Here is a 22,460-nt window from a genome sequence, read left to right on the forward strand (position 1 = left end):
GGCAGCATTTTTTACTGTGATAGCTACTTTGAGGTGATAGCTCAAAGTATAAATAACAATGGTATACCATTGTAAAATAATAAGCACGAGTCGCTTAACAAAAGAGATAATACTATGAGCCTAAACTCTTCTGCCCAATTTGATCCCATCTTAGTTGCTGATGTTGGCGGCACTAATGCCCGCTTTGCTTTAATAACTGCTTTTAATGAACATACTAACCAATTTGTAATAGAGCACATTAATATTTTTCCTAGTGCTAATTTTGGTTCACTTGAAAGTGCGCTTGAGCAATATTTACAAACAGTCTCGCATATTACACCTAAACGCGCATGTTTAGCCGTTGCAGGTCCAATAAAAGCTGGGCAGGTACATTTAACCAATTTAGGTTGGCATTTTAGTGTTAGTGAATTTAAAACTCATTTTGATTTACAACAACTAGAAGTCATAAACGATTTTGCTGCCTTTGCATACGCCGCCCCGTATTTAGATCCTAAACAAAATGTAATTGTTAAATCGGGTCAAGCTGATGACAATGCAAACATTGGTGTTATAGGTCCAGGTACTGGTTTTGGTGCTGCGTGTTTAGTTAGAACGTCGCAATCTACCGCTGTTTTAAGTTCAGAAGGGGGGCATATATCGCTAGCACCTGTTAATGAACTCGATACTTTACTCTTAAATGAATTACGTAAAGATCATCCGCATGTTTCTATCGAAACTGTATTTTCAGGCCCTGGCATTGCGCATTTGTACAAGGCCATGGCTGCAGTTAAGGGTGTAACAGCTAAGAATTTAGATGCTGCGCAAATAAGTAGTCTAGCAAATAGCGGTGAATGTGCTGTTTGTGATGCAACGCTTAACCAATTTTGTGATTGGATTGGCAGTGTTGCCGGCGATTTAGCCGTTGTTTACGGTGCTTTAGGCGGATTATTTATCGGCGGTGGAATACTGCCTCGCATGCAAGCAAGACTTCTAGAGAGTCGCTTTGTTGAACGGTTTTCGCAAAAAGGTATTATGTCGCAGTACGCAGGGCAAATCCCTGTAACACTTGTAACACAAGACAACATACCGCTTATTGGCGCTGCTGCGTGTTTACACAATAGCAAATAGGGCTTAGGCCTTATTGGTTGTATTTGGATAATGGATAGATGAAAAAAGTAACCATAAATAGTGTAGCAAGCCATGCTGGGGTTTCTAAAAAAACCGTTTCGCGTGTTTTAAATAATGAGCCAAATGTAAGTGCCGCTACCCGAGAAAAGGTACTCGCGGTATTTAAAGAACTTGATTACACACCTAATCCTATTGCGCGTGGCCTTGCACAAAATCGTAGCTTTATTATTGGTTGTCTTTACGATAATCCCAGTAAAAGTTATATCACTCGGGTGCAAACGGGCGCTTTAGAAGCATGCAAAGAAAATAACTATAACTTATTGATACACCCTTGTGAGTTTCGTGGTGAAGCCCTTATAAATAATATTGAGCAATTACTACAGACTTCTCGATTAGATGGCATTGTATTAACACCTCCTTTTGGTGATTTTGCTGAGCTTGTTGCTTTTTTAAAATCTAAAAAAATTCCTTACGCAAGAGTTGCATCGGCTTTACTTCAAGATGACTCAATTTCTGTGCGTAGCAACGATGAGCAAGGCGCATTTGAAATTACCGAGCATTTAATTAGTCTTGGGCATAAATCTATAGCGTTTATTAAAGGTCATCCAGATCACAGTGCGACGCAACAGCGTTTTAAAGGCTACAGGCGTTCACTTGCAAACCATTCAATTGAATTTGATGAGCGCTTAGTCGAGGAGGGTAACTTTAGTTATCACTCAGGTGTAGATAGTGCACGCAGTATTTTAGATTTATCACCTAGGCCAACAGCTGTATTTGCATCAAACGATTACATGGCGGCAGCGGTATTAAAATTAGCTACCCAGCGCCAACTTAAAGTACCTGATGATATTTCTATTGCGGGCTTTGATAACGCACCTATTGCACGTCATATTTGGCCTGGTTTAACGACTATTGCACAGCCCGTTGAGGAAATGACAAAACAAGCCGTAACACAGCTTATATCTCATATAGCTCAGCCTCAAGAGCAGCCATACCAGGTAACGCTTGAGTCGCGCTTAATTACACGTGAGTCAACCTCTGCGATAAAATAGTGAATTAAAAACACTTTCACAGTAGCCCGAATATGAGTGACGCTTATTCGGGCTTTTTTTTGCTCTGAACTTGCTAAAATATACTTTGTGCCTAAAAATGAATTAGGTCATTATTCGGTCATGTTAAAATATTAAACTATTTTTGTTACCCGGGGTTGACACCGGTGTCATTGCTATGCGTTAATACAGTGACACCGGTGTCAGGGTTGTTGTGAGAGGCTCCTTGGTAGCGTACCTTTGAACGGGTAAATCAAAGATGCTCAGTACAGTTATTTACGTGGAGTCTGTAGTTGCTACTGAGCCTTTATCCTCTAACTAATAGAGATGAGTTAAATTATGTTACATCTTCGTATTCAAGAAGTTACCCAGCGCGTTATCGAACGCAGTAAAAATACCCGTCAAGATTATTTAGAACGTATTTCGCACGCAAAAAAACAAACAAGAGTTCGTGCCGGTTTAGGTTGCGGAAATATAGCCCATGTTATGGCTGCTTGTAGCAGTGATGACAAAGCGCGCTTAAAGGCTGATGAGCAGCCAAATCTTGCTATTATCAACTCATATAACGATATGCTTTCGGCTCATGTGCCATACAAAGATTACCCAGATTTAATTAAAGACATTGCTACCAAATTCGATGCTACAGCACAAGTTGCTGGTGGCGTTCCTGCAATGTGTGATGGTGTTACGCAAGGGCGTGACGGCATGGAACTTTCGCTTTTTTCTCGTGATGTAATTGCTATGTCTACGGCGATTTCTCTTTCACACGATGTATTTGATGGCGTTTTTTGTTTAGGTGTTTGTGACAAAATAGTCCCGGGTTTATTAATTGGTGCATTGTCGTTTGGTCATTTACCTGTGTTCTTTTTACCAGCAGGCCCAATGCAGTCAGGTATTCCTAATAAAGAAAAAGCACGTATTCGTCAAAAATTTGCACAAGGTTTAGTAAGCCGTGAAGACTTATTAGAAGCTGAAAGCGCGTCTTATCACAGTGCAGGTACTTGTACGTTTTACGGTACTGCAAACTCAAACCAAATGTTAATGGAAATAATGGGCTTACACCTTCCAGGTAGTTCGTTTATTAATCCTTACACTGAGCTTCGCGATGGTCTTACAGGTAATGCTGTAGAAACTATGCTTAAGCAGCTTACAGATGATAAAGAAAGCCCGTGTTTAGCCGATGTGATCAGCGAAAAAACGATTATAAACGGTTTAGTAGGCCTGCTTTCTACAGGTGGTTCTACTAACCATGCAATTCATATTGTTGCGATAGCAAAAGCGGCGGGCATTCAGGTTACGTGGAAAGATATGTCTGATTTATCAGAAGTTGTACCACTACTTACACGTATTTACCCTAACGGCTCTGCAGATGTAAACCACTTCCAAGCAGCTGGCGGTATGGGTTTCTTAATGCGAGAGCTAGCAAGCGCTGGTTACTTACACACAGATGTTAAAACAATGCTAGGCGATGGTTTAGCACCTTACATGACAGAGCCTCGTTTGGATAAAGACGATAGCCTGATCATGAGCAACTCAACCGGCCCAACTAAAGTTAAATGGGTAGATTGCCCAGCAAACTCACATGATGAAGAAGTACTTCGCCCAGTGAGTAACCCTTTTAGTAAGCAAGGTGGTCTGCAACTTCTAACGGGTAACTTAGGTAAAGCTGTTATTAAAGTGTCAGCTGTTGCTATCGAACATCAGGTTGTTACTGCTCCTGCAAAAGTATTTAGTTCACAAGGTGCTTTGCAAGATGCATACACGCGTGGCGAATTAAACCAAGACTTTATTGCCGTGCTAAAAGAGCAAGGCCCTAAAGCGAAAGGTATGCCAGAGCTACATAAATTAACGCCAGTAATGGCAACGCTTCAAGATGAAGGCTTTAAAGTAGCCATTGTTACTGACGGTCGTATGTCGGGTGCATCAGGTAAAGTACCAGCTGCTATTCACTTAGCACCAGAGGCAGTAGAAGGCGGCATTATTGCTAAAATCCGAGAAGGTGATTTAGTGACGCTTGATGCGCCAAACGGAATATTAAAAGTACACGTTAGCGACGAAGAACTTGCTAAACGTGAAGCAGAACTTAGCCAACCAAGTGCCACATTTGGTACAGGCAGAGAATTATTTACTGGATTTAGAAATATCGTAAGCAGTGCCGATTTAGGCGCGAGTGCTTTTGGACTTGAATAAATATTAGCCATACTGGGTAATGAGGAACAAGTAATGAGTATTGAAAAAATCTTAGCATCGGCACCCGTGGTGCCAGTGGTTGTAATCGAAAAATTAGAAGATGCAGCACCACTTGCAAGAGCGTTATATAACGGTGGCTTAAAAGCCTTAGAAATAACACTACGTACACCTATTGCTGCAGAAGCTGTAAAGCTGATGAAAGCAGAAGTACCTGAAGCCTATGTAGGTACTGGTACGGTAGTAGATAAAGCAAGTTTTGATCTTTCGGTTGCCGCAGGTGCAGATTTTATGGTGAGTCCAGGTGTGAGCGATGAGCTTATTGCGTTGGCTAAAACATCAGATATACCATTTTTACCAGGCGCTGCAACTGCAAGTGAAGTTATGCAACTTGCGTCGCATGGTTTTAAGTATTTAAAATTCTTCCCTGCAGAAGCAGCAGGTGGAACAGCCATGCTTAAATCAATCGGTGGCCCATTACCACACATTACTTTTTGCCCAACTGGCGGCATTAGCTTAGCAACCGCACCTAATTATTTAGCGCTTAATAACGTTATATGTGTTGGTGGTACGTGGATGCTAGATAAACAACTAATTGAAAATAAAGACTGGCAAGCAATTGAAGCGCTTGCTCGCCAAGCAAGTGAACTTAAATAGGAGTCTAAAATGATTAATGTAGCAATTAACGGTTACGGCCGTATCGGTAGAAATGTTTTACGTGCACTTTATGAGTCAGCTCAAAACAGCGAAATTAAAATTGTAGCAATTAACGATTTAGCACCTGCTAACGTTAATGCACATTTAACGCAGTATGACTCAGTTCATGGTCAATTTTCTAAAAAAGTAACACTTGAAAATAACACCATGTTAATTGACGATGACGTAATAACGTTAACGCAAGAGCGTGACCCTGCAAACTTACCGTGGAAAGCACTAAATGTAGATATCGTTTTAGAATGTACTGGTTTTTTCACTAAACGCGAAGATGCAGCTAAACATATTACTGCAGGCGCTAAAAAAGTAATCGTTTCTGCTCCAGGTAAAGATATGGATGCAACAGTGGTTCATGGTGTAAACAGCGATGTAATTAACGCTGATAGCCACATCATCTCTAATGCTTCTTGTACTACTAACTGTTTAGCACCGCTTGCAAAAGCAATTAACGACACAGTAGGTATTGAAAAAGGTAGTATGACTACTATTCATTCTTATACGAATGATCAAAATTTATCTGACGTATACCACCCTGATCTATACCGTGCTCGTAGTGCAACTCAATCTATGATCCCAACTAAAACAGGTGCTGCGGCAGCTGTTGGTTTAGTATTACCAGAACTTGCTGGTAAATTAGACGGTATGTCGGTTCGTGTACCAACAATCAACGTATCTTTAGTTGATTTTACGTTTATTACTAAGCGCGACACGACTGCAGAAGAAATCAATGCAATCATGAAAGAAGCGTCAACGGGTTCAATGAAAGATATTTTACAATATAATGAGCTTCCGCTTGTTTCTATCGACTTTAACCATAACCCTGCGTCATCTATCTTTGATGCAACGCAAACTAAAGCCGATGGCAATTTAGTTAAAGTAATGGCTTGGTACGACAACGAATGGGGTTTCTCAAACCGCATGTTAGACCAAGTTAAAGCATTAGGCGCGTTTTTATAATACAGCCCTAATGATGTAAAGTTTTAGCTTTATCCAACCAAGCCACGCATTGCGTGGCTTTTTTGCGTTTGGTTTATCTGTATATTTGCAACTCAGACTATGGAGGGAACTATTTGTATTTTTTATACCCTAAATTTTGTTAATATGTGGGTGTGTAAATCAATGGAATTTCGTTGTATTTAATCAAATCAACGAAGCAAGGAATAATAAAAATGATCAGAGCTTTATCACGAAAGGTATTTCGCACAAATCATCTTCAGATAGGTGAGGGCAACATAAGTGGTTACATAGCCTGCTTTTTAGCAATACTGAGTTGCTTAGGCGTATTAGCGTTTCACTTTCCTGAATACTTAACCACACCAGAGCTGAGAAAAAGCTACAGTGTCGATTTTTTACGTCAGCTTATGTTTGCATCATTATTGGTCTCGGGCAGTTTGGGGCTACTTAACTTTGTACGTAATACCAATAAACGCTTAGGAGCTACAGCGTGGTTTTTTATTATTCTGGCAATTATGTTTGGCGGACCAAACGTTGAGGTAAACGAGTTTGCCAGCGACACACCTTACATAGGGCTTGATTGGTTTATTTTAGATTTACTCGGCTCAACGCTCATATTTATCGTGATTGAAAAGCTACTACCCCATCGAAAAGAGCAAAAAATATTACGTAGTGAATGGCGGGGCGATTTAAACCACTTTCTTGTAAATCATTTAATTATTGGCTTTGTATTACTCGTTACTAACCACTTTGTGCATTATGGCTTTGGCTGGGCTGTATCAACGACTATTCAAGGTTATATAGAGCAAACACCATTTGTAGTGCAGTTGTTTTTAATTATACTCGTGGCCGATTTAATGCAATATTGGGTGCATCGCGCTTATCACGAAGTCCCTTTACTATGGCGTTTTCATGGCGTACATCACAGCGCCAAAGAAATGGATTGGTTAGCGGGCTCTCGCCAGCATATTCTTGAAATACTGGTTACTCGCAGCTTAGTGCTCACGCCAATATTTGTACTTGGATTTTCACAGCAAATAATTAGTTTGTACGTCATTATTGTAGGCTTACAAGCGGTATTTAACCATGCAAATGTACGCGTTAGATTTGGTTGGCTAAAATATTTTATGGTTACACCGCAGTTTCATCATTGGCATCATGCATCAGATAAAGCCGCGATTGACCGCAATTATGCTGCGCATTTTTCGTTTTTAGATTACGCGTTTGGTACTGCTGTTAAAGGCCAAAAAGAGTGGCCAAAAGCATACGGTGTAGTCGGGGATTACATGCCAGTAGGTATGTTTAAACAACAGGTTTACCCGTTTAAGCGCACTAAATAAATTCGAATTTTCGAATAAATACACAATATAAACTAAAAAGGAGCAACGTGTTATACGTTGCTCCTTTTTGCAATTTATTTAATTAATACTGAGTTATATATTTAGCTCTTCTAATAACTCAGTAAATGTAGGTCTTTGATTTAATAAAGGTTGCATCGCACGTTTTGCCATATCGGACATTTTACCAAATAGCTCACTTTGCCTATCATCGCCAGTTACCGTGCCTAATAAGTCTTCAATTAAACACCCTAATGCACGTACTTCTATAAGCTCTAACTGCTTTTGTTGATACTCACTTAGCATTGTTAAATTAGTTGCCGCACCAAAATCACCAAACAAAACATCATGGTCTTGGTTTACCATAGTGTTGTGCGCATAAATGTCGCCGTGACTTACTTTAAAAACATGCAAGTGATGTAAGGTACTTACCATTTGCTGTGCAATTTTTAAAATAGCCTGAGTTGAGTAATGGCAATCATTGTTAAAGGTATCACGCGTACAGGTTTCGAGGCTTGGAGGCAGGCCTAAATTAGCGAAGCTCTTATCTATTAGTTCCATCACTAAGCCTAGCTGATCACTTTGTTCAATATAAGCAAGCACCTTAATTAAACTAGCGTGGTCGCCTGCTTGTAAGCAGCAATTTACTTCATCAAGCGGGTAGCCGTCGCTGGTAATTGCACCTTTAAATAATTTAATTGCTACAGAGTTATCAGCCGATTTTGCTAAATGAATAACGCCCGAGGCACCTTGACCAATAACATGGCTAAGCGTGTAATCGTTAAGCGGTTTATTTTCTAAGCTGCACTTTGTAAGGCACTGAGCTTTATTAAAATCGTTACCGGCAAACGCCAGCCAAGCAAGTTTAGGCAGTTCAAAAAGCCAGTCGTCTACGTGTGTTAAGTTATTAGCAGAGAGCCTAACAAGCTCAAGGTTTTTACACTGCGCCATGCTACTTGGCAGTTGCTTAAGTTGATTGCCCGCAAGTGCGAGCTTTTTAAGCTGTGTAAATTGGCCAAAGGTTTGAGGCAGCTCAGTAATGTTGTTGTCGGTGAGTATGAGCCATTCAATATTTTTTGGTAAACAATAATCACTAAACTCAGTTATTTTACAGCCCTTAAATGCAACCATTATCAGAGCAGGGCACTTAGCTAAAACCGCAGGAATATGCTTAAACTGATTAAACGATAAAAATACTCGCTTAAGGCGTGTTAAACAGGCAAATTCATCAGGTAGTATTGATAATTTATTATTTGATAAATCGAGCACTTCAAGCGTGTTAGCTAAGCTAAAAATTTCTTCAGGAAATGTGGTTAGCTCTTCTACTAATTGCAGGCGAGTAGCACCAACAAGCTTGCCACTTTTAAGCTCTTCAAGGGAATTCATATATTTATACCACGTTCTAAAAATGAAAAAGCCAACATAGCTGTTGGCTTAAAGTCGTTCTAACTTACTAAATTGTTCTTTAGAATTGCGCGTTATGGTAAACGTTTTGTACATCGTCGCAATCTTCTAACATGGCTAAAAAGCGTTCCATAACTTCTACATCTTCGCCTTCAATAGGCGTTTCAATTTGTGGCACAAAGCTAATTAGGTCTTCGTCAAATTCAGTCACGCCCATTTCTTCAAGCGCTGTACGTGTGTTGTTGTACTCTGTGTGAGGAGCAAAAACAGTGACTTTACCGTCATCAACTTCTACGTCAGTTACATCAACATCAGCCATCATTAGTGCTTCAAGTACCGTTTCATCGTCATCACCGTCAAATACAAAAATAGCAAGGTGATCAAATAAATGTGAAACAGAGTTTTGAGCGCCAATTTTAGCATTTGCTTTGGTAAAACAAACACGTACATCAGCAAAGGTACGTTTGTTGTTGTCAGTTAAACAGTCAACAATAATCATACAGTTACCTGGGCCGTAACCTTCGTAACGTGTTGCTGAGTAGTCTTCACCGCCGCCGCCTTTTGCTTTGTCTATTGCGCGGTCAATAACGTGTGCTGGCACTTGGTCTTTTTTAGCGCGTTCAATTAAACGACGTAATGATAAGTTACCATCTGGATCTACACCGCCGTTTTTAGCACAAATATAAATTTCTTTGCCGTACTTAGAATAAACTTTAGTTTTAGCACCCGCAGTCTTAGCCATTGAATCTTTTTTGTTTTGGTAAGCTCTTCCCATCTGCGTTTCGCCTTAATATATGTAAATAATAGAATAAAATTATAGTGCGTATTCTAAAGGTAAATGCATTCAAGGGCTAGTAAGTATTAAAGCTGATTAAAACTGTCGCGTTTAAAAACCATCTAAAGTGCATGTTATTAAGGGATTTTAGGGAGGGCTAAAAGGTGGTTTTCAGAGCAAATTTAACTAAATAAAAAGGCAACTCATTTAATGAGTTGCCTAAGGGTAATAAAATTAAACGAGACTAACTAAAGCCCCATTTTATTTACCAAATACGTACACGTTCATCTTCAGGAAGGTATAACGCATCGCCTGGTTTTACATCAAACGCTTTGTACCATGCATCGTGGTTACGTGGCGCCTGTGCTCTAAAGCGACCTGGTGCATGTGTGCCACCACGAAGTTGGTTAAGCATGCTTTGTTCAGTACGTTTTTCTTTCCATACTTGTGCCCATGCAAGGAAGAAACGTTGATCGCCAGTCACACCGTCAATAACAGGCGCTTCTTTACCATTTAAACTTAGTTTGTACGCGTGATAGGCCATTGATAAGCCACCTACATCACCAATGTTTTCGCCAAGGCTGTTACGACCATTTACAAAGTTACCTTCGATTGGCTCGTACTTACTGTACTGGGCAGCAAGTTGGTCTGCTTTTTTGTCAAATGCAGCGCGATCAGCATCAGTCCACCAATTACGTTGCACACCGTTTTCGTCTGATTTTGAACCTTGGTCGTCAAACCCATGACCCATTTCGTGACCAATTACAGCGCCAATACCGCCATAGTTTACAGCCGGATCGGCATTTGGATCGAAAAATGGAGGTTGTAGAATCGCAGCTGGAAATACAATCTCATTAAATGAGCTATTATAGTAAGCGTTTACGCGTTGTGGCGTCATGCCCCAGCGGTTACGGTCTGTTTTTTGTAGCTCTTTTTCAACACTTTCTGCGTGGAAAAACTCACGCATGTTTTTCACATTACCGATTAAATCGTTTTTGGTAATACTTAAACCGTCATAAGACTGCCAAACATCGGGGTAACCAATTTTTGGTACAAATGCAGCAAGCTTAGCGCGCGCATTTACTTTAGTGTCATCGCCCATCCATTCTAGGTTATCAATACGTTCGCCAAGAGCTGTACGAAGGTTTTCAACCAGCTCAGACATTTGTTGTTTTGATGATTCAGGGAAGTAACGCGCTACGTATATTTTACCAATAGCAAAACCAAGAGAGGTCGTACCCGACATTTCGCTTATTGCACGTTTCCAGCGAGGGCGAGGTTCTTGTTGTCCGTTTAGTTCTTTACCAAAAAAAGCAAAGTTAGTATTAAATACGTCCTCTGATAGTAAACCCGCGTTACCGCTAATAGCGTGATACGTTAAGTAGTCTTTCCATACTGCAATGTCCTCTTGATTGATTAGTTCAATCATCGCTTTTATTGGCTCAGGCTGAGAGACATTTAACTGAGGTACTTTATAGCCTGTTTGTGCAAAGTATAAATCCCAGTTAAAGCCAGGATAAGCAGTGCTTAAATCGGCACGTTCAACTTGGTTTAGGGTTAAGTCGCGATTACGACGTTTTTCACGAGGCCAATGACCTTGTGCAATCTTAGTTTCAAGATCAACAATTGCTTGAGCACGCTCAGCGGTATTTTCAGTGCCTGTAAATTCAAGCATATCGGCAATGTGGGCAACATAGGCTGCACGCGTTTTAACAAAGCGCTCAGCGTCTTCAAGGTAGTAAGAGCGATCGGGGAGGCCTAAACCACCAGCACCTAGTGACATTTCATATTTATTAGGATCTAAGCGGTTAAACCACATGCCGCCACCAAAAGGGGCTTTATTACCGGTTAACCAAGACTTACCAAACATCTCAGCTAAATCGTCAGTCGACGATATATCATTAATTTCACTTAACAATGGTTTGATAGGCGCTACACCTAGCTTATTAAGTGTTTCGGTATCCATATACGCATTGTAAAAATCAGCAACGAGTTTTTCTTCTGCGTTCAAATCTTTACGCGCCGCTATTTCTTCAATAATAGCTTTAACATCGTCTTCGCTGCGCTCAGCTAATCCTGAAAATGCACCGTAGCGGGTTTTATCTGCAGGCATTTCATAGTTGTCATACCATGTGCCGCTGGCATACATAAAAAAGTCATCGCCTGGTTTAACGGCTTCGTTACGAGCTGTTAAATCAACACCAAAACTACCTAATTCTGCTTTTTCTGCCACTGTTGCTGTGGCTACTTTAGGTTGTTGCTCGTCTGTTTTTGTTGTTTGCGGCTCTGAACAACCGGTTATAAATGTGGCAGCTAATGCTGCGGCAATTAAACTCTTTTTCATTACTTACTCCTGAGTATCACTGATTGAATTAAAGCAGCAGTGAATCATTTTTATTGTTACGAATATTTAACTTATCGATTGTTATTGATATTAATCAGACAAACAAACCTTTTGAGGTGAATCACCACAGTGCTCGATAAAACTTAGATTAAGTAAAAAGAGAGCAAGTCCAAAGCGCGAGGTAAACTCCCGCCTACGGTTAATGGCGGTGTGTAAATTTATGTGTAGGCGGGGCTTTATGCCGCGCTTGTTTACTATTTATTTTGCTGAAGCTCCCACATACGGGCATATTCTCCGGCGAGTGTAAGTAACTCATCGTGCCTACCTTGCTCAATAATTTTTCCGGCTTTGAGCACAATAATAGTGTCTGCATCGGTAATAGTAGAAAGGCGATGAGCAATAACAACGCTAGTATGGTTACTGGCAACTTCACGCATTGCCGCGAGTATTGCTTGCTCAGAATGAGAGTCGAGTGCAGATGTTGCTTCATCAAAAATTAAAATAGGGGATTTTTTCAAAATAGCGCGCGCAATAGCAATACGCTGTTTTTCGCCGCCGGATACTTTTAAACCACGCTCGCCAACCAGCGTTTTATCGCCTTTATCAAGTGTTGCTATAAAGTCTTTTAAATGCGCCATAGCAATGGCTTCATCAATTTCTGCATCGCTTGCTGATGGCCTACCGTAAGCGATATTTTCACGAATAGTGGTATTAAACAGCACGGTATCTTGCGGGACTATTGCAATGGCTTTTCGTAAACTATTAAGTGTTACTGAATTTATAGCTTGATTATCAATACTAATTTCACCAGCGCTTACATCATAAAAACGATAAAGCAGTCGGGCTAATGAGCTTTTACCTGCACCACTGGCTCCAACAATGGCTACTTTGCTGCCTGCTTTAACACTAAAGCTAAGGTTATTAAGAATAGGGCGATGCGCATCGTAACTAAAGCTTACATTGTTAAATGTTATTTCACCTTGGCTAATATTGAGTTCTTTTGCATTAAGTGCATCGGTTATTTGTGGTTTTTTGTTAAGTAGCCCAAGCATATTTTCAAGATCGGTTAGGGCGCGTCTTATTTCGCGGTACACAAAACCTAAAAAGTTAAGCGGTAAAAATAGCTGAATCATATATGCGTTAATCATCACAAGTTCACCAATAGAAAGCGTACCTGCAACTACCTCGGTTGAGCCCAACCACATTAACGCGGTAATAGCACAAGCAATAATAAGTGCTTGGCCTGAATTGAGCGCGAGCAACGACATTCTATTTTTTAAACGGGCTTTTTCCCAGTTTGCTAAAAAGGTGTCGTACGTTTTTGCTTCAAACTGCTCATTATTAAAATACTTTACAGTTTCATAATTAAGTAGGCTGTCTATGGCGCGGGTATTACTTTGATTGTCGGCAGCATTTGCTTCTCTAATAAAGCGGTTTCTCCACTGAGTAACCACCACAGTAAAGGTAATATAAATAGCAACTGCCAGTAATGTAATAAGCGCAAACCAAACAGAAAACAACGTGCCAAAAATAATCGCAACGGTCAGTATTTCAAATAAAGTAGGCACAATATTAAACATTAAAAAGCGCATTAAAAAGCTTAAGCCACTCGTACCGCGTTCTATATCGCGGCTAATGCCACCGGTTTGCCTATCTAAATGAAAAGCCAGCTCAAGTGAGTGCAAATGCTTAAATACTTTTAAACCAATATCACGCATGGCGTGCTCGGTTACACGAGAAAATACAGCATCCCTTATCTCACCTAAAAATACACTGGCAAAACGCAGTGCACCGTACATCAATAACAATAAAGCGGGAATAACCAACAGTGGGTTAATCGACTTATCTACCGAGTCTATAATTTCTTTAAGTGCCCAAGGCATTAAAAGCGTGGCACCTTTTGCGCCTATAAGCGCCATAAGTGCAATAAAAACACGGCCTTTAAATTTTGTAAGGTAGGGCCACAGTGTTTTTACACTTTGGCGTAAATTCATGGCGTCTGGTCGTTTTTCACTGCTTTGTCTGGGGCGCATTAAAAGTCTCAGTAAAATTAAATTAGATAGTAAATAGCTAAGGGCTATTGTATTTCAAATACTAGCCCTTATATACTACGCATCCCTTATTTTAGTTTTAAAACGTGAATGTTTAAATTTAGAGTGTTTTTAACTGCCTTTTTGCTACTTGCTGCACTTTTTAGTGTGCAGAGCAATGCTATGGGCGCCTCACAAAATTTAAATATCAATATTAGTACGCAGGTTTCGCTTACTGATATTGCCGATTTAACTAAAATACAGCCTATTAGTAAGTCTGTAGATACTTCGCAGCATAAAAAAACGCATCAAACCGATTTTGACGCGCACCAACCAAGGTTAACAGCCAATAATTCATCATTGTTTTTGCACACTGTTCAAAGTGAGCCAGAATACGATGTGGTTTTTGAATTTTTTGCTCAAAATCTTGTTAGGCATATATTCTTACGACCAAGAGCGATTAATCCTATACAGCCTTGGTATACGCTTGTAACTAATAGTAAAAAGTCGCGCTTGAGTGGCTGGAAAGACGTAAACTTACTCTACAGAGCTGTAACTACCTACCACGCTTAATTTTCCTTATTTAATTTTATTAGGTTTTAACTTTTAAAGTTTTAGCCTGCAGATTAATTGTGCTTTTAAAAAGCACGTTGCTAGCTTTGCTGGCAATAAGGATTCAACATGTTAAGTTTTAAAAAAGATAAAAAGCCGTCTTCGGCTAAGTTCAAATTAAGCTATATAGCCATGCTAATAGTATTGGTTTTATTAGCTATCAGCGCATTACCAAACCTATATCCAAATAAATCGTGGTTGCACGTAAGTAGTACGCCGCACAGCGAAACGCAATCTTTACCGAGCACTAAAACGCTAGTTACTTTTTTAAATAAACAAGGGCTAGAGGTTGAGCAGGGTTTAGATAAGCAATCGACTATTAATATACTTTTAAACGAGCCAACTAAAAGCGCTCAGGCGCAAGCGGCTATAAAAGCGCAATATCCAAACACGCAAGTTAAAATTGTTGAGCATGCAACCAGCCCAACATGGTTACAAGATTTTGGTTTATCACCAATAAAGCTGGGCCTTGATTTAAATGGCGGTGTGCTATTTGTACTAGACGTAGATTTAGATAAAGCCGTTGATGAGCAGTTAGTCAGTGCGTATCAACAAGCTAAATCAATTATTATTAAGCAAAAAGCACATGGCGTAAAAGCGCAGCAAACTCAGCAGGGGTTTGAAATAAACGCATTGCCTAATGCAACCGACAAGTTAACCCCCGTTATTGAAGAGCTACAAAGCCGATTTGTTAATTTAGCCGTTGTAACAAGCAATAACGGCAGCGTTAAAACTGCCAAATTTAGTTATTCAGAGCAAGGCCGCAGCAGCTTTGATAAAGAGGTTATGGGGCAAACACTTACAACCCTTCGTTCGCGTATTGAAGAGTTAGGCATTACCGAAGCGGTAACACAGCAACAAGGCAAACATCGCATTCGTATAGAGCTACCAGGCGTGCAAGATCCAACCGAAGCAAAACGTATTATTGGTGCAACAGCATCGCTTGGTTTTTATCAATTAAAAGAAATTGGCGGGCAAACATTTAATATGCAATCGGGCGGAACGATAAAGCTCGATCCTGTGCCAATTTTTACAGGCGATCATATTAATAATGCAAACATAGGCCGCGACGATTGGGGTAAACCATTGGTACAACTAAGCTTAGACGGCCAAGGTGGTGATGCAATGTCGGCGTTTTCAAAAGCCAATATTGGTAAGCCAATGGCGACGGTCTACTCTGAGTACTCTCAAAATGCTAAAGGCGAAGTAGTTAAAAAAAGCGAAGTTATTAATGTTGCCAATATTGCTCAGCATTTAAGTTCGCGTTTTAGTATTACCAATATGAAAAGCCAACAAGCTGCAGCCGACCTAGCATTGTTATTACGTGCAGGCTCGCTTACCGCGCCCGTTACAATTGTGCACGAACAAACAATAGGGCCAAGCCTTGGCAGCGAAAACATTAGTAATGGCTTAGCCGCGCTTATGCTAGGCATGGGTATTACGCTTGCATTTATGGCGCTTTGGTATCGCCGTTTAGGCCTTATTGCAAACGTGGCACTTATATTAAATTTAACGTCGCTTGTGGGCTTAATGTCATTATTACCAGGGGTTGTGTTAACGCTGCCGGGTATTGCAGGCCTAGTGCTAACTATAGGTATGGCGGTAGACACTAACGTAATAATATTTGAACGCATTAAAGAAGAGCGTCGCCAAGGCCGTGCACCGTATCAGGCTATTCAAGAGGGGTATAAACAAGCCGCAAATACAATATTTGATGCCAATATAACCACCATGATCACCGCACTTATTTTATATGGCATAGGCTATGGGCCCGTTAAAGGTTTTGCCATTACACTCGCACTGGGGCTTTTAACGTCTGTATTTACAGGTGTGTACGTATCAAAAATATTAAGCCAAACGTTGTATTTAAAAATGGGTAAAAAAGCAGGAGTAAAAGCACATGCTTAACACTTTTTTGAAAGGTGAAAAGGGTACACGTTTACGGTTTATGGGCATGCTTTTAAGTGCTATTTTAGTGCTGCTATCGGTATTTACGCTTACGCAAAAAGGGCTAAATTTCGGCCTAGATTTTACCGGCGGTTATTTAACTGAGTTTACAACCAACCAAAGTGTTGAACTAAAAGAGCTTCAATCGTTTATTGCTAAAAATCACAACGGTGATTTTGAGCTAACCGCGCAAGGTAATAGCCATTTTCAATTAAGAGAAGCGCCAAGTGCATCAACTACATCAACTACATCAACTACATCAACAACAGCTAATAGCCTTGATTGGCAAAGCGCCGTTACACAAAACGATGATATAAACGCACAGGTATTATCATCGGCTTATATTGGATCACAAGTAGGCGATGAGTTATTTGATCAAGGCTGTTTAGCCATGTTTGCAGCCATGATTGCGGTAATGCTTTACCTTGCAGTTCGCTTTGAATGGCGTTTAGCGGTTGGCTCTGTGGTTGCGCTAGTGCACGACTTAATACTTGTACTTGGGTTATTTTCACTATTACAAATTGAGTTTAACTTAACCGTACTTGCAAGTTTACTGGCTATTATTGGTTACTCACTTAACGACTCAATAATAGTGGGAGATAGAGTACGCGAGCTTTTACGTGTTCAATCAAATAATGTACTTAGCCCAGCGACTATTATTAATAATGCGATTAAAAGTACGTTAACACGCACTTTAATAACGTCGGGTACCACACTTGCAACGGTTGCCAGCGTTTGGCTACTTGCAGGCGCACCACTGCAAGGCTTTGCTATTGCATTATTTACCGGCATTGTAGTGGGTACGTTCTCATCTATTTGTATTGCAGTGACTTTACCGGAGCTAATGGGTTTAAGCGCTAAAAACTACGAAGTTAAAGTAGATGCTCACACGCAAACATTATTAGATATGCCATAAGGTTTTAAATAAAACACAAGCAAAGAGCCGTACCAACCAATCAATGGCTCTTTGCTAGTTTAATGCTTATTAAAACCTCGCAAGTATTCCAACCTAACTTGCGGGGTTTAAAACAATGGTTTTAAGCCCCGCAAAAATGTTAAACTAACTGCCTTATTTTTTACAGCCTGTATTGTATTAATCCCCATGAATAAAACCCACGTTATTGAACATCTTCGTTTTGCACTAGAAGCGCAGCTTACAACAGCAAAAGTGGCGGCAAAAACCGCGCACGACACCGCCACACATGAAGAAAACATAGCCGAAAATAAATACGATACCCTAGGGCTCGAAGCCGCTTATTTAGCACAAGGCCAAGCCCAGCGCGTAAACGATTGCTATAAAAGCATAGAATTGTTTGAGCCTGCCTTTAACGAAAAACCAACCGACAAAATAGCTATCGGCTCGCTGGTGTGTTTAGAAGATGATAACGCAGCGCAAAAATGGTTTTATTTAGGCCCAGCCGCTGGTGGTTTAACAGTAAACGTTAAACAGCATTCCATTGCAGTTATAACACCCGGCGCACCAATGGGTAAGCAGTTATTAAATAAACAGATTGATGATGAAATTACGTTAACAATTGCAGGTAAAGCCCACGAATATGTGGTGGTAGAGATTTTATAAAGCTTTAGTTTTTAAGTGGACTGTTTGCTGGCAGAGCCATACCAACGTAATAAACGTTTATCTCTGTTTATTATTAATTGTCGGATGGCATGGCTGCGCCATTTATCCGACCTACGTCAATGCTTTAATACCTGACGTGGTGAATATGTAAAATTTAAATGTAGGTCGGATAAGCGAAGCGCCATCCGACAAAGATAATTTTGCCTCATAACATTATTAAAAGTCGTTTTGGTGCAAAACAACAGAGCCCACTTTATTACATGGGTAATCATTTGTTTACATTAAAGTTATTTAGTGGAATTATTGAGCTAAGTAATACACGTCGTTTGGGATGTTATAAAACCCCAAAGTGGTGTTTAATAAGGTTTTATGTTTATAAGGATATTCGAGTGATTTTTTACCTCCCGATATATAAAGATACAAAAGACGAATTTGAAGCTTATATTAAGTCACTTATATCTAAGCAGATAGATGAGCTTGCAACTCCTGAAATGGGAGGAATAGTGAGTCCTCGAATACAATCGAATATTGCAGATAGACTGCAAAGGGAATATGGCCGAAGCTGGGAGTTAAATAGGGCAAAAGGCTGGCTTAAGGTTTCTCTTGGAAAAAAGGGATTTATATTCTCGATGGCTAAAGCTGATAACCACAAAACTCGGAAACCTAAAAAGTACTTTGAGCTTATGTTGCCCGAGCAAACACATGGTAGTTGGCATGTAATTGATTTTTCAAAGTGCAAAACGGCTGATGATGTAATGAGTAAATTCGAAAGTATATTTACTAGTATTGTAAATGATGGTCTATTTAAAGGATGTTATGTTGATGATTCACAAATTAGATCTATTTATAAATTTATTGATTGGCCTACACTCATTGCAAGTAAACTTTAACAGGCATACCAAATTGACTCTAAAAAGCTGCGCTTTTTTATACAATTTTCATGGGCGTTATGTTTTACTCACTACCAACATAGTATGTTAAACTTTTATAGGTTGAGCTACACCCCTGAATCAATAAGGATATTAAATTATGAACTTGGCAGTTGTATTGTCAATAGCAGTACCTTCCATAACCGGCTTGTTCTTTGTTGCAACAAAGTCCCCTGGATTTTATGAAAAGTTAATTAATAAGTTATTTCTTATTATCTGGTTTATTTGTATACTGGTTACTTTGTGCGCATTTGCAACCAATATAACTATAGATGAAGTATTACTTTTATCTAAAGACACTAATCTCGAACCTATAAAAGCCCTTAAGGTCAGTCCTCTTTATGAGTTTGTTGTACTGCTTGTACCTATACCATCAATGATTATTCTTTGGGTTATAGGCTATATAGGTAGTAATTTATATAACGCAAATAGAACAACAGTTGTAAAGTAACAGGAATACAAACAATTAACAGTGACACCCATCCTAACTATTACGAAAAAAGCCAACAAAAACAGCATAAAGAGTGCATTATTATAAATAATTAATCACGCAAAAAGTTGAGCTATGTAGACAAAATGAAAGTGTAAATATAGAGCCCAATCGGGCAACGACAGCTGTTTATTAAAAGCATTAATTTGGATGACACCCAGCCTAATTACCAACTCGATAAACTATTACCTTTGTTCATAAATCTATTGTCGATGGCATGGCTTCGCTATTTATCCGACCTACATCAATGTTGTATATATCCTAAATTTACGCTTTATTTATCTAATAGGTATCAAATAATATAGTGGACATACAATGCAATATCGTCGGAATTATGTAAAAGGAGGGTCATATTTTTTTACTGTTAATTTGCTCGACCGTAATAAATCGTTGTTAGTTGAGCATATTGATTTGTTAAGAGAGTCTATCCGCGTTGTTAAATCACAAAGGCCATTTTATATAGATGCATGGGTTGTGCTACCCGATCACCTTCATGCGGTTTTAACCCTACCAGATAACGATACGGATTATTCTGGGCGCTGGCGAGAAATTAAAAAGCGATTTTCAAAATCACTCCCAAAAACAGAGTTTTTAACTCAAACAAGAAAACGTAAAAATGAGCGCGGAATTTGGCAACGCCGTTTTTGGGAGCATACCATTAGGGATGATAATGATTATTGGCACCATGTTAACTATGTTCATTTTAATCCGTTAAAGCATGGTTTAGTTAGTCGAGTAGTTGATTGGCCTTATTCAAGTTTTCACAGAGCCGTAAAACAAGGAATTTATACGAACAATTGGTGCGGCGAAAAAATATAAATTATTCGTAGGTCGGATAAGCGAAGCGCCATCCGACAAAGGCATAGCAACATAATACACTTTAGCCTTGTACAAAAGTTTATTGTTGAATGAAATAACTTCGGCTTCTATTAAGCGTCGGATGGCATGGCTTCGCCATTTATCCGACCTACGAGTTAGCCTTTTTCACAAACTTTGCTGTTACCATCATTTCGCCAATGCCTTCTACTTTACAATCAAGTTCGTGATCTTTTTTATCAAGCACTCTTCTAACTACCGCTTTGGTGCCAATTTTAATTACTTGCGAGCTGCTTTTAATTTTTAAATCTTTGGCTACTGTCACTTTGTCGCCATCATTTAGCACAGTGCCGTTGGCATCTTTAACTAAAATAGCGTCTTCATCGTTTGTATTATTTGGGTTCCACTCATGAGCGCACTCAGGGCAAACAAGCAGCTGTTGGTCTTCGTAAATATATTCACATTGGCACTTTGGGCAAGCTGGCAGCGACATTTTTAACTCTCATAAAGTATTGTTTCGCGTATTTTAATCTGCGTTATTAGTTAATCAATATTTTTTATCTTCACGCTAAAAATATCTCGTTTGTGCGTTTTTAAAAAAGGGCATATAAAGCACATGTCGCTTAAGCAATTTAAGCGCTAACTCGTACAGTAGGTACCTGTTAAAGCACCCATCGTATTAAGTGATTCGCGCAATGCCCACTTAGTACGATGGGTGTTTCTATTTATAATGCTTAGTAATGTTACTTAAGCATGCTTTTTATATTTTGACTTAACTAGGAAAAGTCGTGTTTAAAACCTTAATTGTGGTTGATAACAACGAGCAAACGCTTGCTCAATCGTTCGAAAATGTAATTACGTTTAATACCTACTTACGTGATTACCCAAAACAAAATGAACCAAAAACACGCATTATTAATCTGTGCGACTCAAGCCAATACTTGAGCAAAGGTTACTACTGCTCGTTACTTGCTGAGGCGCGCAAGCACCAAGTTTTGCCAAGTGTAAAAACAATAAACGCACTTCGTAGTGGCCAAGCCCCTATGTTAAATGTGGGCCAAATAGACGGCACACTTTACTTTGGTAATGCACTAAACGATTTACAATCAAAAGCGGCAAAGTCGGTATTTAAACAATACCCAGCGCCTATTTTATTTGTTGACGAGCAAGGCTTATTACAGCAAGGGTCGTTGTCGTCTTTAAATGAGCAGCAGTACAGCGACTTTGTTGCCAAGCTTGAGAACTTTACTAAAACACAATGGCGTATTGGCTCAGTGCAACGTCGTTTTAGATGGGATATGGCAATACTTGTTGATCATAACGAAAAAGTACCGCCGAGCGATAAAGACGCCATTGCACGTTTTATTAAAGCCGCCGCTAAACACGGTATTAATGCACAAGCCCTAAGCTTTGACGAAATTGACAATATTGCTCAGTTTGATGCGTTATTTATTCGCCAAACTACAGCGATTGACCACCCAACGTATCGCCTTGCAAGCAAAGCGCAAAGCCTTGGTTTAGTGGTTATTGACGACTCTGAGTCTATTTTACGTTGTTGTAATAAAGTGTATTTACACGATGCATTTAATTATCAAAAAGTGCCAAGTTTAAAAACGGTTGTAGTAGCTGATCAGTCAAGTGAAACACTTGCGCAATTAGAAGATGCGTTTACGTATCCGCTTGTTTTAAAAATGCCTGAAGGGTCTTTCTCAAAAGGTGTGTTTAAAGTTTCAAACCGTGATGAGCTTGCCGCTAAGCTTACAGAGCTGTTTGAATTTAGCGCATTAGTGCTTGCACAAGAGTACATGTATACCGAATACGATTGGCGAGTGGGTGTGTTAAATGGCCGTGCAATTTATGCATGCCGCTATTTAATGGCGCGTAACCATTGGCAAATTTATAACCACGACGCTAAACGGTTTTTCTCTGGTGGCTTTGAAACATTACCAACCTTTGAGTTACCAAAAGCGGTGTTAGATGCAGCTTTAAAAGCATGTAAAACAGTGGGTAGGGGTTTATATGGCGTAGATGTTAAAGAGCATCAAGGCAAAGCATACGTGCTTGAAGTAAACGACAACCCAAGTATTGATCACAAAGTAGAAGACGGCTATTTAGGCGATGAGCTATACATGATCATTATGGATGAGTTTAAACAACGCTTAGAAGCACGAGGCCGTGGATAATAA

Annotated in this window: 19 protein-coding genes; 14 read left to right on the forward strand and 5 right to left on the reverse strand. The window is 39.7% G+C overall.

The annotated features are described in order from the left end of the window. Positions 1-114 precede the first annotated feature (114 nt). From glk to GQR52_RS03140, 6 genes are all read left to right on the forward strand, one after another. The gene (glk, locus tag GQR52_RS03115; RefSeq protein WP_165727414.1) at positions 115-1,107 is read left to right on the forward strand and encodes a glucokinase; all 993 of its coding nucleotides are present in this window, start codon (positions 115-117) and stop codon (positions 1,105-1,107) included. A gap of 38 nt (positions 1,108-1,145) precedes the next feature. After that, the gene (locus GQR52_RS03120; protein ID WP_165727415.1) at positions 1,146-2,159 is read left to right on the forward strand and encodes a LacI family DNA-binding transcriptional regulator; all 1,014 of its coding nucleotides are present in this window, start codon (positions 1,146-1,148) and stop codon (positions 2,157-2,159) included. Between the two features lie 336 nt (positions 2,160-2,495). Then, a complete protein-coding gene (gene edd, locus GQR52_RS03125) occupies positions 2,496-4,346 on the forward strand; it encodes a phosphogluconate dehydratase (RefSeq protein WP_165727416.1) in 1,851 nt (616 codons plus the stop codon). A 33-nt stretch (positions 4,347-4,379) separates the two neighbouring features. Continuing rightward, the gene (gene eda, locus GQR52_RS03130; protein ID WP_002959756.1) at positions 4,380-5,000 is read left to right on the forward strand and encodes a bifunctional 4-hydroxy-2-oxoglutarate aldolase/2-dehydro-3-deoxy-phosphogluconate aldolase; all 621 of its coding nucleotides are present in this window, start codon (positions 4,380-4,382) and stop codon (positions 4,998-5,000) included. Positions 5,001-5,009: 9 nt separating this feature from the next. After that, on the forward strand, positions 5,010-6,014 hold the full coding sequence (gene gap / locus GQR52_RS03135; RefSeq protein ID WP_165727417.1) for a type I glyceraldehyde-3-phosphate dehydrogenase: 1,005 nt from the start codon (positions 5,010-5,012) through the stop codon (positions 6,012-6,014). Between the two features lie 212 nt (positions 6,015-6,226). After that, entirely contained in the window at positions 6,227-7,351 is a 1,125-nt protein-coding gene (locus tag GQR52_RS03140) for a sterol desaturase family protein (RefSeq protein ID WP_165727418.1), read from the forward strand. 93 nt (positions 7,352-7,444) lie between these two features. On the opposite strand, the gene GQR52_RS03145 is transcribed toward GQR52_RS03140, so the two are convergent. The 4 genes from GQR52_RS03145 to GQR52_RS03160 form a co-directional block, all read right to left on the reverse strand. Then, a complete protein-coding gene (locus GQR52_RS03145) occupies positions 7,445-8,734 on the reverse strand; it encodes a leucine-rich repeat-containing protein kinase family protein (RefSeq protein ID WP_165727419.1) in 1,290 nt (429 codons plus the stop codon). A gap of 79 nt (positions 8,735-8,813) precedes the next feature. Further along, positions 8,814-9,527 carry a YebC/PmpR family DNA-binding transcriptional regulator gene (locus tag GQR52_RS03150; RefSeq protein WP_024592923.1) on the reverse strand — a complete coding sequence of 238 codons (714 nt, stop codon included), beginning with the start codon at positions 9,525-9,527 and terminating at the stop codon, positions 8,814-8,816. A 265-nt stretch (positions 9,528-9,792) separates the two neighbouring features. Next, on the reverse strand, positions 9,793-11,871 hold the full coding sequence (locus GQR52_RS03155) for a M13 family metallopeptidase (protein ID WP_165727420.1): 2,079 nt from the start codon (positions 11,869-11,871) through the stop codon (positions 9,793-9,795). A gap of 254 nt (positions 11,872-12,125) precedes the next feature. Further along, complete coding sequence (locus GQR52_RS03160; RefSeq protein WP_165727421.1) at positions 12,126-13,904, reverse strand: ABC transporter ATP-binding protein/permease; 1,779 nt, start codon at positions 13,902-13,904, stop codon at positions 12,126-12,128. 108 nt (positions 13,905-14,012) lie between these two features. On the opposite strand from GQR52_RS03160, the gene GQR52_RS03165 reads away from it, so the two are divergent. The 7 genes from GQR52_RS03165 to GQR52_RS03200 all read left to right on the forward strand — a co-directional run bounded on the left by GQR52_RS03165 (position 14,013) and on the right by GQR52_RS03200 (position 20,277). After that, a complete protein-coding gene (locus tag GQR52_RS03165) occupies positions 14,013-14,474 on the forward strand; it encodes a hypothetical protein (RefSeq protein WP_165721524.1) in 462 nt (153 codons plus the stop codon). Positions 14,475-14,582: 108 nt separating this feature from the next. Continuing rightward, on the forward strand, positions 14,583-16,421 hold the full coding sequence (gene secD / locus GQR52_RS03170; protein WP_165727422.1) for a protein translocase subunit SecD: 1,839 nt from the start codon (positions 14,583-14,585) through the stop codon (positions 16,419-16,421). Further along, positions 16,414-17,376 (forward strand): protein translocase subunit SecF, encoded by a 963-nt coding sequence (secF, locus tag GQR52_RS03175; protein ID WP_165727423.1) that lies wholly within the window; start codon positions 16,414-16,416, stop codon positions 17,374-17,376. Before secD ends, secF begins: the two co-directional genes overlap by 8 nt. Positions 17,377-17,562: 186 nt before the next feature. Beyond that, positions 17,563-18,039 (forward strand): GreA/GreB family elongation factor, encoded by a 477-nt coding sequence (locus GQR52_RS03180; RefSeq protein ID WP_165727424.1) that lies wholly within the window; start codon positions 17,563-17,565, stop codon positions 18,037-18,039. Between the two features lie 389 nt (positions 18,040-18,428). Continuing rightward, a complete protein-coding gene (locus tag GQR52_RS20475) occupies positions 18,429-18,929 on the forward strand; it encodes a hypothetical protein (protein WP_231615196.1) in 501 nt (166 codons plus the stop codon). 139 nt (positions 18,930-19,068) lie between these two features. Beyond that, the gene (locus GQR52_RS03195) at positions 19,069-19,419 is read left to right on the forward strand and encodes a hypothetical protein (RefSeq protein WP_165727427.1); all 351 of its coding nucleotides are present in this window, start codon (positions 19,069-19,071) and stop codon (positions 19,417-19,419) included. Between the two features lie 354 nt (positions 19,420-19,773). Then, positions 19,774-20,277 (forward strand): transposase, encoded by a 504-nt coding sequence (locus GQR52_RS03200; RefSeq protein WP_165727428.1) that lies wholly within the window; start codon positions 19,774-19,776, stop codon positions 20,275-20,277. Between the two features lie 148 nt (positions 20,278-20,425). On the opposite strand, the gene GQR52_RS03205 is transcribed toward GQR52_RS03200, so the two are convergent. Then, positions 20,426-20,767 (reverse strand): zinc ribbon domain-containing protein YjdM, encoded by a 342-nt coding sequence (locus tag GQR52_RS03205; RefSeq protein ID WP_165727429.1) that lies wholly within the window; start codon positions 20,765-20,767, stop codon positions 20,426-20,428. Between the two features lie 295 nt (positions 20,768-21,062). On the opposite strand from GQR52_RS03205, the gene GQR52_RS03210 reads away from it, so the two are divergent. Beyond that, positions 21,063-22,457, forward strand: coding sequence for a RimK family protein (locus GQR52_RS03210; protein WP_165727430.1), 1,395 nt, complete (start codon positions 21,063-21,065; stop codon positions 22,455-22,457). Positions 22,458-22,460 lie beyond the last annotated feature (3 nt).

The organism is Pseudoalteromonas sp. 31A1 (assembly GCF_011378815.1).
In the GTDB taxonomy this organism is placed as follows: Bacteria; Pseudomonadota; Gammaproteobacteria; order Enterobacterales; family Alteromonadaceae; genus Pseudoalteromonas; species Pseudoalteromonas arctica.

Coding starts and splice junctions, on each gene's coding strand:
- glk (WP_165727414.1), top strand. CDS start 115: ATGAGCCTAAACTCTTCTGCCCAATTTGATCCCATCTTAGTTGCTGAT.
- GQR52_RS03120 (WP_165727415.1), top strand. CDS start 1,146: ATGAAAAAAGTAACCATAAATAGTGTAGCAAGCCATGCTGGGGTTTCT.
- edd (WP_165727416.1), top strand. CDS start 2,496: ATGTTACATCTTCGTATTCAAGAAGTTACCCAGCGCGTTATCGAACGC.
- eda (WP_002959756.1), top strand. CDS start 4,380: ATGAGTATTGAAAAAATCTTAGCATCGGCACCCGTGGTGCCAGTGGTT.
- gap (WP_165727417.1), top strand. CDS start 5,010: ATGATTAATGTAGCAATTAACGGTTACGGCCGTATCGGTAGAAATGTT.
- GQR52_RS03140 (WP_165727418.1), top strand. CDS start 6,227: ATGATCAGAGCTTTATCACGAAAGGTATTTCGCACAAATCATCTTCAG.
- GQR52_RS03145 (WP_165727419.1), bottom strand. CDS start 8,734: ATGAATTCCCTTGAAGAGCTTAAAAGTGGCAAGCTTGTTGGTGCTACT.
- GQR52_RS03150 (WP_024592923.1), bottom strand. CDS start 9,527: ATGGGAAGAGCTTACCAAAACAAAAAAGATTCAATGGCTAAGACTGCG.
- GQR52_RS03155 (WP_165727420.1), bottom strand. CDS start 11,871: ATGAAAAAGAGTTTAATTGCCGCAGCATTAGCTGCCACATTTATAACC.
- GQR52_RS03160 (WP_165727421.1), bottom strand. CDS start 13,904: ATGCGCCCCAGACAAAGCAGTGAAAAACGACCAGACGCCATGAATTTA.
- GQR52_RS03165 (WP_165721524.1), top strand. CDS start 14,013: ATGTTTAAATTTAGAGTGTTTTTAACTGCCTTTTTGCTACTTGCTGCA.
- secD (WP_165727422.1), top strand. CDS start 14,583: ATGTTAAGTTTTAAAAAAGATAAAAAGCCGTCTTCGGCTAAGTTCAAA.
- secF (WP_165727423.1), top strand. CDS start 16,414: ATGCTTAACACTTTTTTGAAAGGTGAAAAGGGTACACGTTTACGGTTT.
- GQR52_RS03180 (WP_165727424.1), top strand. CDS start 17,563: ATGAATAAAACCCACGTTATTGAACATCTTCGTTTTGCACTAGAAGCG.
- GQR52_RS03195 (WP_165727427.1), top strand. CDS start 19,069: ATGAACTTGGCAGTTGTATTGTCAATAGCAGTACCTTCCATAACCGGC.
- GQR52_RS03200 (WP_165727428.1), top strand. CDS start 19,774: ATGCAATATCGTCGGAATTATGTAAAAGGAGGGTCATATTTTTTTACT.
- GQR52_RS03205 (WP_165727429.1), bottom strand. CDS start 20,767: ATGTCGCTGCCAGCTTGCCCAAAGTGCCAATGTGAATATATTTACGAA.